This window comes from Citrobacter sp. Cb023, from assembly GCF_030336805.1.
Lineage (GTDB): Bacteria > Pseudomonadota > Gammaproteobacteria > Enterobacterales > Enterobacteriaceae > Citrobacter > Citrobacter braakii.
On sequence record NZ_JAOWCV010000040.1, the window covers coordinates 420,805 to 440,402 of the forward strand.

A 19,598-nucleotide genomic window follows, 5' to 3' on the forward strand; every position below is an offset into this window, starting at 1 on the left:
ACAGGAAAGGATAGGTTATGAAAAAACGTTTTATGATGTTCACCCTGCTGGCGACGGCGTTTTCCGGCATGGTACATGCAGACGATGCGGCGATTCGCCAGTCATTAGCGAAGCTGGGTGTTAAGAGTACCGAGATTCAGTCTGCTCCGGTTGCGGGCATGAAAACTGTACTGACCAATAGCGGCGTGTTGTACGTTACCGAAGACGGTAAACATATTATTCAGGGACCGATGTATGACGTGAGCGGTGCAAGCCCGGTAAACGTCACCAACCAACTGCTGATGAAGCATTTGAACGCGCTGGAAAACGAGATGATCGTCTACAAAGCGCCGCAGGAAAAACACGTCATTACCGTTTTCACCGACATCACCTGTGGCTACTGCCACAAGCTGCATGAAGAGATGAAAGACTACAATGCGTTAGGGATTACCGTACGCTATCTGGCCTTCCCTCGTCAGGGACTGGAAAGCCAGGCCGAGCAGGATATGAAATCTATCTGGTGTGCGAAGGACAAAAACAAAGCCTTTGACGACGCCATGGCTGGCAAAGATGTGAAGCCAGCGACCTGTAATGTGGACATCGCTAACCACTACGCGCTGGGCGTACAGTTCGGCGTCAGCGGTACGCCGGCGATTGTGCTGAGCAATGGCTATGTAGTGCCTGGCTATCAGGGCCCGAAAGAGATGAAAGAATTCCTCGACGCACATGCAAAACAAACCAGCGGTAAATAATTCGCGTGAAACAACAGATACAACTTCGTCGGCGTGAAGCCGACGAGACCGCCGAGCTACCTGCCGACTTGCCGCCATTGCTGCGCCGTTTATACGCCAGCCGCGGCGTGCGCAGCGCGCAGGAGCTTGAGCGTAGTGTGAAAGGCATGCTGCCGTGGCAGCATTTGAACGGTGTCGAAAAAGCGGTTGAAATCCTCTATAACGCTTTTCGCGAAGGAACCCGAATCATCGTGGTCGGCGATTTTGACGCCGATGGCGCGACCAGCACCGCGCTCAGCATTCTGGCGATGCGCGCGTTGGGCTGCAGTAACGTGGACTACCTGGTGCCTAATCGTTTTGAAGACGGTTATGGCTTAAGCCCGGAAGTCGTTGATCAGGCCCATGCCCGTGGCGCTCAGTTGATTGTCACCGTCGACAACGGCATCTCGTCCCACGCGGGTGTTGAACATGCCAGAACGCTGGGGATCCCGGTCGTTGTGACCGATCACCATCTGCCAGGGGACACGCTGCCGGGCGCTGAAGCGATCATCAATCCTAACCTGCACGATTGTGAATTCCCGTCTAAATCGCTGGCTGGCGTTGGCGTGGCCTTCTATCTGATGCTGGCGCTGCGCACCTTCCTGCGTGACAAAGGCTGGTTTGATGAACGAGGAATTGCGCCGCCGAACCTGGCGGATTTGCTCGATCTGGTTGCGCTTGGTACGGTGGCCGACGTGGTCCCGCTGGATGCCAATAACCGCATTCTGACGTGGCAAGGCTTAAGCCGTATTCGTGCCGGAAAGTGCCGCCCTGGTATAAAAGCGCTGCTGGAGATTTCCAATCGCGACCCACTCAAATTGGCTGCCAGTGATTTAGGTTTTGCCCTCGGGCCACGGCTGAATGCAGCGGGGCGTCTGGACGATATGTCCGTTGGTGTGGCGCTGTTGCTGTGCGACAACATTGGTGAAGCACGCGTGCTGGCTAATGAGCTGGACGCACTCAACCAGACGCGCAAAGAGATCGAGCAGGGGATGCAGGCGGAAGCGCTGACTCTGTGTGAAAAGCTGGAGCGCAGTAGCGATACGCTACCGGGCGGTCTGGCGATGTATCATCCCGAGTGGCATCAAGGAGTGGTTGGGATTCTGGCATCGCGTATTAAAGAGCGCTTTCACCGTCCGGTAATTGCGTTTGCCCCGGCCGGTGACGGTACGCTGAAAGGCTCCGGGCGCTCGATTCAGGGGTTGCACATGCGCGATGCGCTGGAGCGCCTGGACACTCTTCATCCAGGTATGATCCTCAAGTTTGGCGGTCACGCTATGGCGGCGGGTTTGTCGCTGGAAGAGGCGCAGTTTGAGCGTTTCCAGCAGCGTTTCGGTGAACTGGTAACCGAGTGGCTGGACCCTGCCTTACTGCAGGGCGAAGTGGTGTCAGACGGTGCTCTGAGCGCGGCGGAGATGACCATGGAGGTCGCGCAAATGCTGCGTGATGCCGGACCGTGGGGACAAATGTTCCCGGAACCGCTGTTTGACGGGCATTTCCGTCTGCTCCAGCAGCGTCTGGTCGGTGAGCGTCATCTGAAGGTGATGGTGGAGCCCGTCGGTGGTGGACCGTTGCTGGACGGTATTGCGTTTAACGTTGATACCACCTGCTGGCCGGATAACGGTGTTCGCGAAGTTCAGCTTGCCTACAAACTGGATATTAATGAGTTTCGCGGCAACCGCAGCCTGCAGATTATAATCGATAATATCTGGCCACTTTAGCGTCACTTTACACAAAATCATTCAAGCTGCATTGAGGCGGCAAGTGGATGAGTCTCCATGAGCGTATGAGTAGTACGTGACTGGGGCGAAATCGCGCAGCCAACAAAGAGGCAGCTTGAAGGATGATGTGTATATTCGCTATAAAAAAGGGTGTGGATTAGTTACAATCCCGCTCTTATAACCGCATTTTGACTAGTCCAATAAAAGAAATCAGACAATGTTTGAAATTAATCCGGTAAATAACCGCATTCAGGACCTCACGGAGCGCTCTAACGTTCTTAGGGGGTATCTTTGACTATGATGCCAAGAAAGAGCGTCTGGAAGAAGTAAACGCCGAGCTGGAACAGCCGGACGTATGGAACGAACCCGAACGCGCGCAGGCGCTGGGTAAAGAGCGTTCCTCCCTTGAGGCCATCGTTGATACGCTTGATCAGATGAGCCAGGGCCTGGAAGATGTCTCCGGCCTGCTGGAACTGGCTGTAGAAGCCGACGACGAAGAAACCTTTAACGAAGCCGTAGCAGAACTTGATACGCTGGAAGATAAGCTGGCCCAGCTGGAATTCCGTCGTATGTTCTCCGGTGAATATGATAGCGCAGATTGCTATCTCGATATTCAGGCTGGCTCAGGCGGTACGGAAGCACAGGACTGGGCAAGCATGCTGATGCGTATGTACCTGCGTTGGGCCGAAGCGCGCGGCTTTAAGACAGAAATTATTGAAGAATCTGAAGGTGAAGTGGCGGGTATTAAATCCGTGACCATCAGAATTGCTGGCGAATATGCTTACGGTTGGCTGCGTACCGAAACCGGTGTACACCGCCTGGTGCGTAAAAGCCCGTTCGACTCCGGCGGTCGTCGCCATACGTCGTTCAGCTCAGCGTTTGTCTACCCGGAAGTTGACGATGATATTGATATCGATATCAACCCGGCGGACCTGCGTATTGACGTTTATCGCGCTTCTGGTGCGGGCGGTCAGCACGTTAACCGTACCGAATCTGCGGTGCGTATCACCCACATCCCGACCGGGATTGTGACGCAGTGTCAGAACGACCGTTCCCAGCACAAGAACAAAGACCAGGCCATGAAGCAGATGAAAGCGAAGCTTTATGAACTGGAAATGCAGAAGAAGAATGCCGAGAAACAGGCGATGGAAGATACTAAATCAGATATCGGCTGGGGTAGCCAGATTCGTTCTTATGTCCTTGATGACTCCCGCATCAAAGATCTGCGTACTGGGGTTGAAACCCGCAACACGCAGGCGGTGCTGGATGGCAGCCTGGATCAATTTATCGAAGCAAGTTTGAAAGCAGGGTTATGAGGAACCAACATGTCTGAACAACACGTACAGGGCGCTGACGCGGTAGCCGACCTTAACAATGAACTGAAAACGCGCCGTGAGAAGCTGGCGAGCCTGCGCGAGCAGGGGATCCCCTTCCCGAACGATTTCCGTCGCGATCATACCTCAGACCAACTGCATGCTGACTTCGACGCGAAAGAAAACGAAGAGCTGGAAGCGCTGAACATTGAGGTATCCGTTGCTGGCCGCATGATGACCCGCCGTATTATGGGTAAAGCATCATTCGTTACGCTGCAGGATGTTGGCGGCCGTATTCAGCTGTACGTTGCTCGCGACGATCTGCCGGAAGGCGTCTACAACGAGCAGTTCAAAAAATGGGATCTGGGCGATATCCTCGGCGCGAAAGGTAAGTTGTTCAAGACCAAGACCGGTGAGCTGTCTATCCACTGCACCGAGCTGCGTCTGCTGACGAAAGCGTTGCGCCCATTGCCGGATAAATTCCACGGTCTGCAGGATCAGGAAGCGCGCTATCGTCAACGCTACCTGGACCTCATCTCTAACGATGAATCCCGCAATACCTTTAAAGTGCGTTCACAGATTATGGCTGGTATCCGTCAGTTCATGGTTGGTCGTGGCTTTATGGAAGTAGAAACCCCGATGATGCAGGTGATCCCTGGCGGGGCGGCAGCGCGTCCGTTTATCACCCATCATAACGCGCTGGATCTGGACATGTACCTGCGTATCGCGCCGGAACTGTACCTCAAGCGCCTGGTGGTTGGCGGCTTCGAACGCGTATTCGAAATTAACCGTAACTTCCGTAACGAAGGCATCTCTGTTCGCCATAATCCAGAGTTCACCATGATGGAACTCTACATGGCTTATGCGGACTACAAAGATCTGATCGAACTGACCGAATCGCTGTTCCGTACGCTGGCGCAGAACGTTCTGGGAACGACTGAAGTGCCTTACGGCGAAGAAGTCTTTGACTTTGGTAAGCCGTTCGAAAAACTGACGATGCGCGAAGCGATTCAGAAATACCGTCCGGAAACCAACATGGCCGATCTGGATAACTTCGATTCTGCAAAAGCGATTGCGGAATCTATCGGCATCAAAGTTGAGAAGAGCTGGGGTCTGGGCCGTATCGTGACCGAAATCTTTGAAGAAGTTGCAGAAGCGCACCTGATTCAACCGACCTTCATTACCGAGTACCCGGCAGAAGTTTCTCCGCTGGCGCGTCGTAATGATGAAAATCCGGAAATCACCGATCGCTTCGAATTCTTCATTGGCGGACGTGAAATCGGTAACGGCTTCAGCGAGCTGAACGATGCAGAAGATCAGGCGCAGCGTTTCCAGGATCAGGTTAACGCCAAAGATGCAGGTGACGACGAAGCGATGTTCTACGACGAAGACTATGTTACCGCTCTGGAACATGGTCTGCCGCCGACTGCGGGCCTGGGCATTGGTATCGACCGTATGGTTATGCTGTTCACAAACAGCCATACTATCCGCGACGTAATCCTGTTCCCGGCAATGCGCCCGGTTAAGTAAGATGTGAAATGCCGGATGGCGGCTGATGCCTTATCAGGCCTACGATGCGTTATGTAGGCTTGATGGGCGTAGCCCCGTCAGGCAATCAATTCCCGTTGGCAAACTTGCGCAGTAACTCTCGCGCCTTAACGTCTGAAACCTGCATTACCATCCACGGGCTAAAAGCCCACGGCGTCGCGTCAATCCCGCTCAATACATCCTCAAGATTGCTCCACTGGGAATCCATCACTTCATCTGGGTTTAGCTGTAGCTCACTGACGATATGTGCGGCATAAACCGGGCATACTTCGTTTTCCACTATTCCACTCGGATCCGTGGCGCAATAACGAAAATCAGTATACACGGGGCTGAGCGAGTCGATGTCTGCACCCAGCTCGAAGCAAGCCCGGCGGTTAATAGCGGCTTCGGTGGTTTCACCCAACTGCGGGTGACCGCAGACAGAGTTGGTCCAGACGCCTGGCCAGGCTTTTTTGTGCAGCGAACGGCGGGTGACCAGCAGTTGACCCTGCTCGTTAAATATCCAGCATGAGAAAGCAGAGTGCAGGGGGGTTGTGGCGGTATGCGCCGCATATTTTTCCAGTGTTCCACAGGGCTGGCCCTGCTCATTCAATAAAATGACATGTTCCTGTCGCATAGCGTCCACCATCAATCTTAAGCATTCACATTATATGCTCTATTAAGTCAGAATGATTAACAGAGGGTGTGAAATGCCAGAGTCGACGCTTCGTTGCGCGATATGATTTGGCATCCGGTTTCTGGCTGCTATGATAAAGCGTCTGAAAATGTTGCGAGGTATTGTTTTGAGTGCAGGACGCCTGAAGAAAAATGGCCTGAGTATCGCGATGCTGCTGTGTGTCGGTCTGCTGTTAGCAGGCTGTTCCGGGAGCAAGTCGTCTGATACAGGAAGTTATTCCGGCTCCGTGTATACCGTGAAGCGGGGAGATACGCTATACCGTATTTCGCGCGCCACCGGGACCAGCGTAAAAGAGCTTGCACGCCTGAATAATATTTCACCGCCCTATACCATTGAAGTGGGGCAAAAGCTGAAGGTCAGCGGCGGCGCGAAAACCAGTTCAGGCTCTGGCAAAACAACTACGAAATCCTCAACCAAAACGGCGGCGGTCAGACCATCTTCGTCCGTACCGCAGTCCTCCTGGCCACCGGTAGGACAGCGCTGCTGGCAGTGGCCTGCCAGCGGTAAAGTGATTCTGCCTTATTCAACCGCGGACGGCGGCAATAAAGGCATTGATATCTCAGCTGCGCGCGGTACGCCGATTTATGCCGCCGGAGCCGGGAAGGTGGTTTATGTCGGTAATCAGCTACGGGGCTACGGTAATCTCATTATGATTAAGCACAGTGAGGACTACATCACTGCGTATGCGCATAATGACACCATGTTGGTGAACAACGGTCAAAACGTGAAAGCCGGGCAGAAGATCGCGACGATGGGCAGCTCGGATGCGACCACGGTGCGGCTGCATTTCCAGATCCGCTATCGGGCGACGGCTATCGATCCGCTGCGTTATTTGCCACCGCAGGGCAGTAAGCCAAAATGCTGACGGTGAATTAATCGCCAGTCAGTCAGTTAGTCCCTTGCCAAGAAGAGCGTAAGGTTTATAATCCCTTACGCACTCCAATGCGGGCGTAGTTCAATGGTAGAACGAGAGCTTCCCAAGCTCTATACGAGGGTTCGATTCCCTTCGCCCGCTCCACGACTTACTTCTCACTGACTCTCCTGATTCAATTATCCTTCGTAATCTCAATGTGTTTCTTTGTTTAACGGTCAGACAGACTCAATGCACGACTATGCAGGCTAAAGCGATTGTGGGAGACGATAGGCCCCCCTGGCGGGAGATACCTCATATGAAACTAACTATCCACAGGGGCCAAAGAGAAATCTTTGACGCTCTCGGATAGTAGAGCTTTGTATATGCTGGTTAATCCTTTCAATTCGCGATACTGGTGTCTTAAATATCGCATTTCCCCCGTGGTACAAAAAATCAACTATCAATCAATTGAATTTATTTAAGAAATTTTAAGGAGTATGTTTGATTGTCTGTCTGAAAATATATCAACGTTAATACAGGTCACGTAGTTAATTGTTAGATTATAATTCCATAGTTATCTTTTTTTGAACACGATATAAGATTAGTCATCCTTCATAAATAAGTAATGTGGCCTTTTCGTAGGTCAATTTTCTCTAATCGTTAGTAACTGGTTTTAAATGGTTTAGACTTGGTAGGATTTTACCTAGATAAACATGGTGGACATCTATTTTGTTAAAAATATCTTCAGGAGTTTTATCATTAGTAATAATTTCTTAAGGTGACTAGTTTTGTTCTCATTATCCGGTAACGAAATTATGTAGATACACAAAAATATACGAATTACTTTAGTACTTTATACCATTTTGAATGCTTGCTATGCCGGGGGGCTCGTTAGCCTTGTGTATATTCTGTCATTGTTGTTGAAAAATATAGCAAATATAGTTAGATAGACTTCAGTTGTACTGATTAAAATCTCACACGGTATAGCTAAGAATTTAAAGGTAGAGACATGGGTGACAATTCAGTCAGGCTACCTTTAACCATAGTATGTATGCTGGTAATTTGTAAGAAAATGTTTCATTGTGTTTTGAGAATTTTCTCATTTTGAATAAAAGATGAAAGTGCGGTTTCACAGGTGGTGCTAATAATACAACCAATAATCGTATTGAAATGCCGGTATCCATTAGTAATTTAAATCTAAGAATGAGTGATTGATAGCTTTTAGCTATGAATGGCGAGGGGTTGATATCACATCCTTGTTGTGTAAAAGTTCATCTCATGTATTTAGCAATATTAATAAAATCAATTACTCGATTGTTAGGTATTTTTTAGAGGGTCGGTGTGCTTAAAAGTACACACTTACCTTTCCATGGATGAAATAGAGTTTTTTGAGGTTATGGAGGCTTCATGAAGTATCAACATTTCTGGCCACCTAATGATATTTACTTTGGGGGTGGTGTCGCTAGTGTTATTGATGAAATGTCACTGATTACAAACGAAAGAAATTATTTATTCGTGAATCTTAATCAATATAGCTTACGTAGCACCTTGGTTTTTTTCTCACGGAATAAAAATATCAATAAAATCATAATCATCATTTCCAGCTCACGGTTGATGCCTTTGGCTCTTTTTTGGCTGGATAATATCAAAAATGTTATTGCTGTTTTCGATACCTCAACATCTGTGTCGGAGATGATTAAGAAAATAAGCCTATATCGACGAAATGGTGACAAGATAACGGCAGGACGAAGGGAATGTAACTTTAAGATTAGCAACAAAGATATCATGAAGATGAAGTACTTCTTAACCGAAAGCGGTATGGAGGAGCTTCAGGATAGATTTATGAACTCGCCGTCAACATTGTATCGTTGGAGAAAAGAGATCGCCCTTAAATTTGGCGTGCGAGACCCTCGATATCTTCTATTGCCAGAATAAAATGCTATGCGTTTCTCATTAAGAATTACAATTAAAGATCCGATCTTTAATTGTTGTTTTAGAACGGATACTGCATACGACTTCCATTTAACTAAAATTAGGAAATATAAAATTTCTAGCCTTGCTTAGACTAGAAACTGTCGTGATTTCGATAAGAATAGATACGCTGGCTAAGAACGTCAGGGGCGGTAGCGTTCCAGAAAACATCTGGGATTTATTTAAAGTTAATAATTATTAAATAAGGGACTTATCAGTAATGATCAGCAAAGATGATGTAAAAATTGCCATTATTGGACTCGGGTATGTTGGCTTACCATTGGCTGCTGAATTTGGGAAAATTCGTCAGGTGGTTGGTTTTGATGTTAATCATAAACGTATACTCGAGCTAAAAGAAGGGATCGATGTCAATCTCGAAACCACAGAAGAAGAGCTACGTGATGCTCGCCATCTGACGTTTACCTCATCAATTGATGAAATCAGAGAATGCAATTTTTACATCATTACCGTCCCGACGCCGATCAACGATTATAAGCAACCAGATCTCACCCCTTTGATTATGGCAAGTGAAACTGTTGGCAAAGTACTGAGGTCGGGGGATATCGTGGTGTATGAATCTACGGTATATCCAGGGTGTACTGAAGAAGAATGCGTGCCGATCCTTGAGCGTATGTCAGCGATGACATTTAACAAAGACTTCTTTGTCGGATATAGCCCAGAGCGCATCAATCCCGGCGATAAAAAATATCGTCTGACAACTATCAAGAAAATTACCTCAGGTTCAACTGCAGAAACGGCCTGTCTGGTTGATGAGATCTATCGACAGATCATCACGGCAGGAACGTACAAAACGGAAAGCATTAAGATCGCGGAAGCGGCAAAGGTGATTGAAAATACCCAACGCGATCTCAATATCGCGCTGGTAAATGAATTGGCGATTATCTTTAACCGATTAGAGATTGACACTGAAGCCGTACTGCGAGCAGCGGGAAGTAAATGGAACTTCCTGCCATTCCGTCCTGGACTGGTTGGTGGTCACTGCATTGGCGTCGATCCCTATTATCTGACTCATAAATCTCAGGGCATCGGTTACTATCCGGAAATTATCCTCGCGGGTCGTCGACTGAACGATAATATGGGTAACTATGTTTCGGGACAGTTGATCAAAGCCATGATCAAAAAAGGGATTAATGTTGAGGGTTCTAACGTTCTGATTCTGGGGTTCACCTTTAAAGAAAACTGCCCGGATATCAGGAATACCCGCATTATCGATGTTGTAAAAGAGTTGGGCAATTACAGCTGTAATGTTGATATTTTTGACCCTTGGGTGGATGCTGAGGAAGTCGAAGAGGAATACGGGATTATACCTGTATCGGAAATCAAGGCGGCTTCTTATGATGCCATTATTGTTGCCGTTGGCCATGAGCAGTTTAAGAAGATGGGGAGTACTGATATTCGTGGCTTTGGAAAAGATAAACATGTGCTTTATGATTTGAAGTATATCCTTTCGCCTGAGCAGTCAGATGTGAGGTTATAATCATGACAGCCTATGATGAATTAAAAATACAACTCGTTCTTGAACCAAAACGTTGGCTTATTACTGGCGTAGCAGGTTTTATCGGCTCCGGATTATTAGAAGAACTACTCTATTTAAATCAAACAGTAATTGGGTTGGATAACTTTTCAACTGGCTATCAACATAATTTAGAGGATGTGCGTGCCGCTGTCAGTGAAGAACAATGGTCGCGGTTTACCTTTGTTCATGGGGATATCCGGTCGTTTGCCGATTGTCAGGCTGTTTGTGAGAATGTCGATTACGTTTTACATCAGGCCGCTCTGGGAAGCGTACCACGTTCCTTGCAGGATCCTATCACGACAAATAGCGCTAACATTGATGGTTTTTTAAATATGTTGACGGCGGCGAGAGATGCACATGTATCTGGTTTCACCTATGCCGCAAGCAGTAGTACTTATGGTGACCATCCCGATTTGCCTAAAATTGAGGAACGGATCGGCCGGCCATTAAGCCCGTATGCGGTTACAAAATACGTCAATGAATTGTACGCCGAGGTGTTTGCTCGCAGCTATGATTTTAACGCTATTGGCCTACGCTACTTTAATGTATTTGGCCGTCGCCAAAACCCTAACGGAGCATACTCTGCAGTCATTCCTCGCTGGATACTATCGCTTCTTAAAGATGAACCAATTTATATCAATGGCGATGGTTCAACAAGCCGCGATTTTTGCTATATAGAAAATGTGATTCAGGCCAATTTATTATCAGCAACGACTAATGATTTAGACTCAAAAAATAAAGTCTATAATGTGGCTGTTGGAGACAGAACTTCGCTAAATGAGCTTTATTATCTCATCCGCGATGGGTTGAATTTATGGCGGGACGAACAAATTAGTGCTGAACCAATTTATAAAGATTTTCGTGACGGTGACGTTAAGCATAGTCAGGCAGATATTACCAGAATAAAAACATTTCTTTCATATGAGCCTGAGTTTGATATCAAAGAAGGACTTAAGCAGACTCTAAAATGGTATATCGATAAAAAAACTGCTTTGTATTCCTGAGTAAAACTACTCACTTTCCTTTCACGTGGATGAATTTAATGAAATCGTCAGGGATGTTTACGCTTACAGCCATTGGTAGTTGCCGTATTGTGAGTCCGGTAAAACGAGCTCAGCCTTATTTTAATTTCAAGGCTAATTTTAAAAGAATATATGGTTTTACGCATACGAGCAGCGAGGCATTACAGCAGGTTCGTTTTATTTTAGGCTTGATAGATATTCCTGAAAAGGTCCGGCCTTTTATTTTTAGACCTGCCGTAAATTATTCAAACACCGACGTTCATAGTCGTTCTGATTTCTATATCGTTGAGATTTCAAGTCAGAAGAAGATTATGGCCTATGGGTTCTGCTTACAAATAAATTATTTAACTCGTCATTTCTATGAGTTTTTTAGCCAAACAGAGCGGGCGCGTGTGTACTGGTCGCTGGCCACGCAAGGAAATCAACACAAACTGCTGGCCTATCTCAAAGACGATCCCTGTTTTGCCGGAATGTCGGAAGACGATCGTGCCTTATTAAGCAATATCAATGTCGAGCAGATGGATGAGCATGCTATCGAACAGGATATGATGGAAATCGTTCAGCTGCTTGGTCGCGATCGCGTTATGTTTATGACCCATGTTGATGCCGTGACTCGTGCTGGAACCGTCATTCAGTCCCGCAGTCGGTTGATTAAAAATGTCGAGACCATCGCCACCAGGATGGATATTCCCTGCGTTAATCCGACAAATTTGATGGAAAAGTGGGGGCAGAAACGAGCCCTGGAAAAAAATGGCGACGATCTTACTCATTATACCGACATGTTTGGTGATGCGATCGTTGCGGCTATTTTTAAGGGAGTGATCAATAATACTAATCATCATCTTGATGAGGGGCGACAAGAGAAACAGGACCAAATACGTGAGATTACCCTGTCGATCACTAAGCTGCTTGCCGATGGCGACATTATTGCTGCATCACAGCAACTTTTTGCCGCATTAAGAAATCAGCAGCAAGAGCCTGTTCTAATCCAACTTCGGTCCGTAATCTTCAGCCGTTTAGGTTATTATGAACAGGCTTATCAGGATATTAGTGATGTTGAGAAAATTATCGGTACGACGGACAGTACATTACGTTGTCGGCTGAGGTCTCTACATGGATTAGCGCGTTGGCGGGAAGCCTTATCGACGGCCGAGATGATGCTTTCCAATGAAATTGAAGATGAAGAAGTCCTTACCGTTGCCGCCGGCTCAGCCGATGCTTTACAGCTGTTTGATAAGTCATATCAATACTGGAAACGTGTACTGTTATTGAATCCTGAAACCCAAAGCGGATGGGTTAATTTCCTGAGCAGCACGCAATATTTCAATGATGGCAACGCATTCTCCGAAGCTTTCCATGCCGGCATTCAATCGCAGCGCCTAAATGATGCGTTTATGGAAACAGCGTTATCTTTGGCAATCAAATTCAGTGATGAATTGATTTTCATGCATGCACTCGAGCAGCTACTCCGCCATGAGTCAGAATTTGCGCTGACGGTATTGTCGACGATTCATGATACCGGTCTCGTTATCCGCACAGCTTTCTGCATCAAGAATATGAGCTATCATCAGGCGCTTAGCACCTCGTATAAAGATAAACTCCACGACGTTTTTGAGGCATGGAACAATACTGCGCTGTCGCTACATTCGGTTGATGATTTTGTCTCACTGAGTACTTCGCTGGTCTACAGCTACTCTGCATTTATGGTTTATCCCCATGCACGTATTTCTCGCTTTAATAATGAAGTTAAAATGGCATGGCGCGAGAAATTAAGAGAAATGTATGAGCGTGAGGATTATGAAAATATCCTGGCAGGGGCGAAAATAGTGTGGCCACTTCTGGAGTTCGACCCCGTTAGCACCGTATATTGTGCAAGAACGCTGGTGAATCTTGGTGCCTGGAAAGACGCGTGCACGTTGGCCCATATGACCTTGATTCGTAATTCGAATATTACCAGCCTGCAGTCGATTATGTTACGCAGTATACGTCATATTAACGACATTCCGTTCCTCATTGATTTGATTGCTAACGTCATGAGCATTTCTCCATCATTCCAGAATGCCTCGATGAACGAGCTGTTTGAGAAAGAGTGTCGCAATGTTGCAACCAGAGCCCTTAAATATGTACGCCAGAAGAAAACTGAAGGGCGTTTGGATGAAGCATTGTCTGTATTGATTAGCCTGAAACGAATTGATCCTGATGTTTCTCGCCTGATGCGTGAATATAAGCAAATTATCAGATTATTTAATGAGTCACTGAAGGATGGCGGTAGCACTATCGCGTCTTATGAACATCTAGATTATGCGAAAAAATTACTCGTTTTTGATAGCGAAAATGCCTATGCCTTGAAATATGCCGCATTAAACGCAATGCATTTACGCGACTACACCCAGGCTTTGCAGTATTGGCAGCGACTGGAGAAAGTGAATGGGCCAACGGAGCCGGTGACAAGGCAGATCTCGACCTGCATTACCGCATTACAAAAAAATACATCAGGGAAGTCGTAATGATTACGCAGGAAGAAAAGTTAGCTGCGCTAGGGAAAACGCTTTTAACATTGAAACAAGAGAAGAAACTTGCGCAAGCTGTTGCGTTAATTGACAGCGAATTACCGGCTGAGGCTTTAACTTCATTAGCGATGCTAAAAAAAGCAGAATTTCTTCATGATTTCAATGAAACGGCGCGTGCATACGCGCTCTACGAAACGCTGATTGCACAAAACAATGATGAAGCACGTTATGAGTATGCGCGTCGTTTATATAATACGGGGCTAGCCAAAGATGCGCAGCTAATTCTTAAAAAGGTTAGCACCGGCGTGCAGAAAAAATATAACAATTATTTAGGCAAAATAAATAAGATCTGCGATTTGCTTGAACGCCTTGAAGGGGAAGCGATCCCTGTGGGGACCAACACCCGTATTATTGCAATGAAGCATGCCATCTTGTTCTATCGAAATCGTCAGCCGCGGCAGCTTCCCGTCGGATCTTTTGGTCGCCTTGCGCTCTGTACAGGCTCGCTAGGTAGCGGCGGTGCAGAGCGTCAGATTTCCAGGCTGGCTATTGAGATCGCCAGAAAATATCGGCAACAGGGGAAAATTGGCGGCCTGAAAGTAGAAGAGCCGGTAGAGCTCATTATTCGCTCCCTGGCACCGGAACTCAGGCAAGACTTTTTCCTGAAAGAAGTGCTGGAAGAACAGGTCGAGGTGCTTGAAATCGCGAAGATTACCGGAAACTTCTTTGACGATACGACAATAGAATCTCCGGAGTTGCGCTTATTGCTCTCTCATCTGCCGCCGGTGTGTAACTACGGTATCAAGCATCTGGTCCCCCACTTATGCGAGCGCAAGCTGGATTATCTCTCCGTTTGGCAGGATGGCGCTTGTCTGATGATTGCGCTTGCAGCGCTGATTGCTGGCGTGCCCAGAATTCAGCTGGGATTACGTGGCTTACCGCCGGTGGTGAGAAAGCGTCTGTTCAAGCCGGAATATGAGCCTCTCTACCAGGCGCTGGCGGTCGTGCCTGGCGTTGATTTTATGAGTAACAACCATTGTGTGACCCGCCATTATGCCGACTGGCTAAAGTTGGAGGCGAAGCACTTCCAGGTTGTATATAACGGCGTCTTACCGCCATCTACCGAACCCTCTTCTGAGGTGCCACATAAAATCTGGCAGCAGTTTACGCAAAAAACACAGGATGCGGACACGACTATTGGTGGCGTTTTCCGCTTTGTAGGCGATAAGAACCCTTTTGCATGGATTGATTTTGCAGCACGCTATTTACAGCACCACCCCGCCACACGCTTTGTGCTGGTAGGCGATGGTGATTTGCGCGCTGAAGCGCAGAAACGCGCCGAACAGTTGGGGATTCTGGAGAGAATACTATTCGTTGGCGTCTCGCGTGACGTGGGGTATTGGCTGCAAAAAATGGACGTATTCATTTTGTTTTCGCGTTATGAAGGGCTACCCAATGTGCTCATTGAAGCACAAATGGTCGGGGTGCCGGTGATTTCAACCCCTGCAGGTGGATCGGCAGAATGCTTTATTGAGGGTGTTTCGGGTTTCATTCTTGATGATGCACAGACGGTCAATCTTGACCAGGCTTGCCGCTATGCAGAACAGTTGGTCAATTTATGGCGCAGCAGAACCGGTATTTGCCAACAGACGCAGTCATTTTTACAAGAACGCTTCACCGTGGAACATATGGTGGGAACGTTTGTACAAACCATTGCCTCTCAGCCTCGTTAATTAATGGGCAGCATTTTTTCAGCTATTTCATTTATAAAATAAGTTATGAAAAAAATTATTATATTATTAACGACGTTTTTTCTGCTTTCGGGATGCACTATTCCCAGGGCGGTATTTAAATCCAGCCTGATTAATCAGGACGATCCTCATTATCATCTGGTCGAAGTCACGCCGACATTAAAACTGAGTGATGCCGATACTGTGCCGAAAACTATTGTCGATCCGGTCTTTGCCCAAAATAATTGGCACTGGACCTCTTTGGCTAAAGGCGATGTGCTGCATATCACTATTTTATCCTCGGGCGGGGCGGGGTATTTATCCAATAACGCGAGCGGCGACCGGGCGGATTTTGAAAATATTCTTGTTACTGACGGTAATATCGTTCAGGTGCCTTATGCCGGGATCATTCCGGTTACCGGGCTGGATGTGACACAACTGGCTGAAGAGATCAGAAAGCGACTTTCGCGCGTTGTCCTGAATCCTCAGGTGTTGGTGACGCTTACCGCCCGCACCGGAGCCATGGTGACGGTCGAGGGCAGCGGGAAAACAGGTCGTTACCCTCTCGAACAGAGTATGAATCGTCTTAGTCATTTTTTGGCAACGGCGGCGGCAGTAGAAAATACCAGCGCAGAGATGATGGAAGTTCACGTGACGCGCCAGCAGCATTATTTCAATGCGCGACTGTCAGATATTTATCAGTATCCCGGGTTGGATATTGTCTTACAGCCGGATGACCGTATCACTCTGCGTCAAGTGACCGAGTATGTTAATGTGCTCGGCGCGGCGGGTGTTCAGGGGAAACATGCTCTGGTTCAGCGTCATTCCAGCGTAGTGGATGCTTTGGCGCTGGCGAAAGGATTAAACGACAATCTTGCCGATCCGCAGGCGGTTTTTCTGTACAAGCATGACGAAGCGGAACAGGCGAAACAGCAGATGCGTAAGCTGAATATCTATCATGTCGATATGAGCCAACCTGACTCGGTGTTTTTAGCACAGGCCATGCGGGTGGAGGACGGCGATGTTATCTATATCTCGAACGCCTCTTTGACTGATTTCGCTAAGGTGAAAGCCGCATTCGATAGCTTTTTGATCCGCGGCTCTAATTCTTTCTAACGTCGCCATATGAATATTTTGAAAAATAATACTTATTATTTTATGAAACTCATTACCGTCTGTGAGTTAATCATTTTGTTAATGTCACGCGATATCAAAGCACGTTATAACGGTAATTTGCTAAACTATATGATGGTGCTGGCCGTACCATTGGTATGGATAACCATTACCGTTATTTCTTTTCAATATTTAAATCGCACCGTGCCAATATTCACTGACGATATCAGCTTTGTTATTGCAGGTATATTACCGTATCTGTTATTTCGTTATACCATTACCGCAACCATGCGCACCCGTTCATTCTTTACATCGTTGGCGGTTGTCTCGCAGGTTAAGAAAAGACATGTGATTTTTGCTCTTGCCGCAGTCGAATTTGTTAATGCGGTTATCATTTATATTATTGTTTCATTAATTAACTTTCTTATCTTTTCCCGTTGGGAAGCCCAGAAACCGATCCTGATTTTTGAAGGGATGGTTATCGCATGGCTTCTGGGATTATCGTTTGGTTACTTTTGTGACGCACTGTCTGAACGGTTTCCGCTGGTCTACAAAGCCGTTCCTGTGGTGCTAAGACCGATGTTTTTGATTTCAGCTGTCTTTTATACGGCGAATGAATTGCCCTATTCATTATTAAGCATATTCAGCTGGAACCCTCTACTTCATGCTAATGAGATAGTCAGAGAAGGAATGTTTGAGGGGTATAACTCCTTGTACCTTGAACCTCTTTACCCTCTGGCATTTTCCGCAACGTTATTCCTCGCGGGCATCATTTTTCACCTGATTTGTGACACTGAAAATCACTGACTTTAGCTTCAGGAGAGACGCGTTCGTGTTCGGTTTATTAGGTTGTACACGCTATTTTGAGTCTGATAAGGGCCCGCGGGTGGTCCTGGATAAAACAGATTTTGTCATGGATTACCATGAGCATATCGGTATTCTGGCGGCCCCTGGTTCAGGCAAAACGACGCTAACCCGATTGCTGTGCGGTATAGATGCTCCTGATGAAGGGGATTTTATTGGGCTACGGGGTGATGCGCTCCCACTGGGGGCAAATGCTTTTGTTCTGCCGGGGTTAACCGGCGAAGAGAATGCGCGCATGATGGCCAGTCTTTATGGCCTGGATGGCGATGAATTTTCACATTTCTGCTATCAATTGACCCAGCTTGAACAGCGCTATACCGACAGGGTGAGTGAATATTCTGTCACGATGAAAGCGCATCTGGCATTTGCCATTAATTTACTGCTTCCCTGCCGCCTTTATATTGCCGATGACAAGCTGTACACCGGGGATAATGCCACACAGTTGCGTATGCAGGCGGCGCTAGCTTATGAGCTGCAACAGAAAGGGTTGATTGTGCTAACGCGCAACCCTCGGCTTATTAAAGAACACTGTCATGCGTTTGGCGTACTGCTGCATGGAAAAATTACGATGTGTGAAGATTTAGCACAGGCATCTGCGCTTTTTGAACAATATCAGTCAAATCAGGCGACGATTCAAACTGATGATTATTCCTTTGATATATAATTAGAAAATATACGGATAGAGTGTGGAAAATTCAGAACGTATTAAAAAATGGAAAGAGGAAAGGGCGAAGGTAGCAGAAGAAAGCCGAGCCTCGCGACTACAACAAAAAGAGAATGAACGCGCCCTTCGCCAGACGGAAAAAACGGCCGATGCGAAAAGTCATCATCGCCCAGACGCCGGGTGGTCCGCGACGGATGCTGATTCCGTCCGTAGAGCGTCATTGGTTATTAAAGAGCGACGTGTTCAGCAAGCCAAACAATCGCTACGTCGGCTCTTTCTTTATATTGCTTTGCCGCTGCTGGTTATTATGCTTATGTCGTGGCTATTAACTTCGCGTTTTTATAGCGCGGATGCTACCTTTATTGTGCAAACTGATGCCAGCCAGGATAATTTTTCTGGAACAGCTTTCTTTGGTGCAGGCAATGAGATGTCGGAGGGCTTTCAGGTTCGCGAGTTTATACTTTCGAAAGAAATGATGGAGCGGATGGAAAAAGAGCTCGGTTTTTTATCTTATTTCGCGCAAGACGATATCGCATTATTTTCCCGCTACCACGCGCCGCTGGGTATTAATGATGATCCTTATCGTTACTATTTATCGAAAGTCTCGGTTGCTGTCGATATTCAACAGGGCATGCTGCGTTTAAACGTCAAGGCGCGGAGTGCGAAACAGGCTGAGTTTTTTGCCCAGCGCATTCTGGCTTTTGCTGAACAACACGTTAATACCGTTTCAGCGCGGATGCAGCAGGAACGGATTTTATGGCTGGAAAACGATGTTAAATCGGCCCAGGAAAATCTGGGGGCCGCTCGGCTTGAATTGCTAAAAATACAGCATATACAAAAAGATATTGAACCGCAGGAAACCGTGACCGCGATTTATCAATTAATTGCTGGCTTTGAAACGCAGTTGGCGGAGGCGAAAGCGGAATACGCGCAATTAATGGCTAATGGTTTGGATCAGAACCCCCTTATTCCTCGCCTGTCGGCCAAAATCAAGGTCCTGGAAAAGCAGATCGGCGAACAACGTAACCGCCTGTCAAATAAGTTAGGGTCGCAAGGTTCTTCAGAAAGTCTGTCCCTGTTTGAAGATCTTCGCCTGCAGAGTGAGATCGCCAAAACACGCTGGGAATCTGCCTTGCAGACCTTACAGCAAGGGAAGCTTCAAGCGCTACGTGAGAGACGGTATTTGCTGATCATTTCTCAACCGATGGTGGTGTCTGACACCACTCGCTATGCCGATGGAACAAAGTGGTTACTGTTCTTCGTGTTGCTGGGCATCGCGTACCTGGTGACTTCTCTCCTGATAACCATCAGGCGGATGCGTGAATAA

Annotated in this window: 15 protein-coding genes and 1 tRNA gene; 15 read left to right on the top strand and 1 reads right to left on the bottom strand. The window is 47.2% G+C overall.

From position 1 onward, the window contains the following. Positions 1-17 precede the first annotated feature (17 nt). The 4 genes from dsbC to lysS all read left to right on the top strand — a co-directional run bounded on the left by dsbC (position 18) and on the right by lysS (position 5,313). Positions 18-731, top strand: coding sequence for a bifunctional protein-disulfide isomerase/oxidoreductase DsbC (gene dsbC / locus OGW44_RS22905; RefSeq protein WP_047357820.1), 714 nt, complete (start codon positions 18-20; stop codon positions 729-731). A gap of 5 nt (positions 732-736) precedes the next feature. Further along, on the top strand, positions 737-2,470 hold the full coding sequence (recJ, locus tag OGW44_RS22910) for a single-stranded-DNA-specific exonuclease RecJ (protein ID WP_016157413.1): 1,734 nt from the start codon (positions 737-739) through the stop codon (positions 2,468-2,470). Positions 2,471-2,687: 217 nt separating this feature from the next. Next, positions 2,688-3,786, top strand: a protein-coding gene (gene prfB, locus OGW44_RS22915) for a peptide chain release factor 2 (RefSeq protein ID WP_100250065.1) whose coding sequence is annotated in 2 segments (ribosomal slippage) — positions 2,688-2,762 and positions 2,764-3,786 — 1,098 coding nt in all. Because the reading frame shifts where the segments join, the coding sequence is not laid out codon by codon here. Between the two features lie 9 nt (positions 3,787-3,795). Next, a complete protein-coding gene (gene lysS / locus OGW44_RS22920; RefSeq protein ID WP_005123357.1) occupies positions 3,796-5,313 on the top strand; it encodes a lysine--tRNA ligase in 1,518 nt (505 codons plus the stop codon). Between the two features lie 85 nt (positions 5,314-5,398). Here the strand turns inward: lysS and idi are convergent, their stop codons facing one another. After that, entirely contained in the window at positions 5,399-5,947 is a 549-nt protein-coding gene (idi, locus tag OGW44_RS22925) for an isopentenyl-diphosphate Delta-isomerase (RefSeq protein ID WP_019077626.1), read from the bottom strand. A 166-nt stretch (positions 5,948-6,113) separates the two neighbouring features. Between idi and actS the strand changes: the two genes are divergently transcribed. The 11 genes from actS to vexD all read left to right on the top strand — a co-directional run bounded on the left by actS (position 6,114) and on the right by vexD (position 19,598). Continuing rightward, positions 6,114-6,872 (top strand): amidase activator ActS, encoded by a 759-nt coding sequence (gene actS / locus OGW44_RS22930; RefSeq protein ID WP_016157411.1) that lies wholly within the window; start codon positions 6,114-6,116, stop codon positions 6,870-6,872. Between the two features lie 79 nt (positions 6,873-6,951). Next, positions 6,952-7,025, top strand: a tRNA-Gly gene (locus OGW44_RS22935). 1,242 nt (positions 7,026-8,267) lie between these two features. Further along, positions 8,268-8,795, top strand: a complete 528-nt coding sequence (locus OGW44_RS22940) for a Vi polysaccharide biosynthesis protein TviA (RefSeq protein ID WP_046274927.1) — start codon at positions 8,268-8,270, stop codon at positions 8,793-8,795. 256 nt (positions 8,796-9,051) lie between these two features. Continuing rightward, positions 9,052-10,329 carry a Vi polysaccharide biosynthesis UDP-N-acetylglucosamine C-6 dehydrogenase TviB gene (gene tviB, locus OGW44_RS22945; protein ID WP_181547480.1) on the top strand — a complete coding sequence of 426 codons (1,278 nt, stop codon included), beginning with the start codon at positions 9,052-9,054 and terminating at the stop codon, positions 10,327-10,329. Positions 10,330-10,331: 2 nt separating this feature from the next. Beyond that, entirely contained in the window at positions 10,332-11,372 is a 1,041-nt protein-coding gene (gene tviC, locus OGW44_RS22950) for a Vi polysaccharide biosynthesis UDP-N-acetylglucosaminuronic acid C-4 epimerase TviC (protein WP_049041951.1), read from the top strand. Between the two features lie 29 nt (positions 11,373-11,401). Next, positions 11,402-13,897 carry a Vi polysaccharide biosynthesis protein TviD gene (gene tviD / locus OGW44_RS22955; RefSeq protein ID WP_181547482.1) on the top strand — a complete coding sequence of 832 codons (2,496 nt, stop codon included), beginning with the start codon at positions 11,402-11,404 and terminating at the stop codon, positions 13,895-13,897. Next, positions 13,897-15,633 carry a Vi polysaccharide biosynthesis glycosyltransferase TviE gene (gene tviE, locus OGW44_RS22960; RefSeq protein WP_016154314.1) on the top strand — a complete coding sequence of 579 codons (1,737 nt, stop codon included), beginning with the start codon at positions 13,897-13,899 and terminating at the stop codon, positions 15,631-15,633. Before tviD ends, tviE begins: the two co-directional genes overlap by 1 nt. A gap of 45 nt (positions 15,634-15,678) precedes the next feature. Further along, a complete protein-coding gene (vexA, locus tag OGW44_RS22965) occupies positions 15,679-16,746 on the top strand; it encodes a Vi polysaccharide ABC transporter protein VexA (RefSeq protein ID WP_016157405.1) in 1,068 nt (355 codons plus the stop codon). A gap of 9 nt (positions 16,747-16,755) precedes the next feature. Then, positions 16,756-17,550, top strand: a complete 795-nt coding sequence (gene vexB / locus OGW44_RS22970; protein WP_185654450.1) for a Vi polysaccharide ABC transporter inner membrane protein VexB — start codon at positions 16,756-16,758, stop codon at positions 17,548-17,550. Between the two features lie 25 nt (positions 17,551-17,575). After that, positions 17,576-18,271 (top strand): Vi polysaccharide ABC transporter ATP-binding protein VexC, encoded by a 696-nt coding sequence (gene vexC / locus OGW44_RS22975; RefSeq protein ID WP_016157403.1) that lies wholly within the window; start codon positions 17,576-17,578, stop codon positions 18,269-18,271. Positions 18,272-18,293: 22 nt separating this feature from the next. Then, the gene (gene vexD / locus OGW44_RS22980; protein ID WP_016157402.1) at positions 18,294-19,598 is read left to right on the top strand and encodes a Vi polysaccharide ABC transporter inner membrane protein VexD; all 1,305 of its coding nucleotides are present in this window, start codon (positions 18,294-18,296) and stop codon (positions 19,596-19,598) included.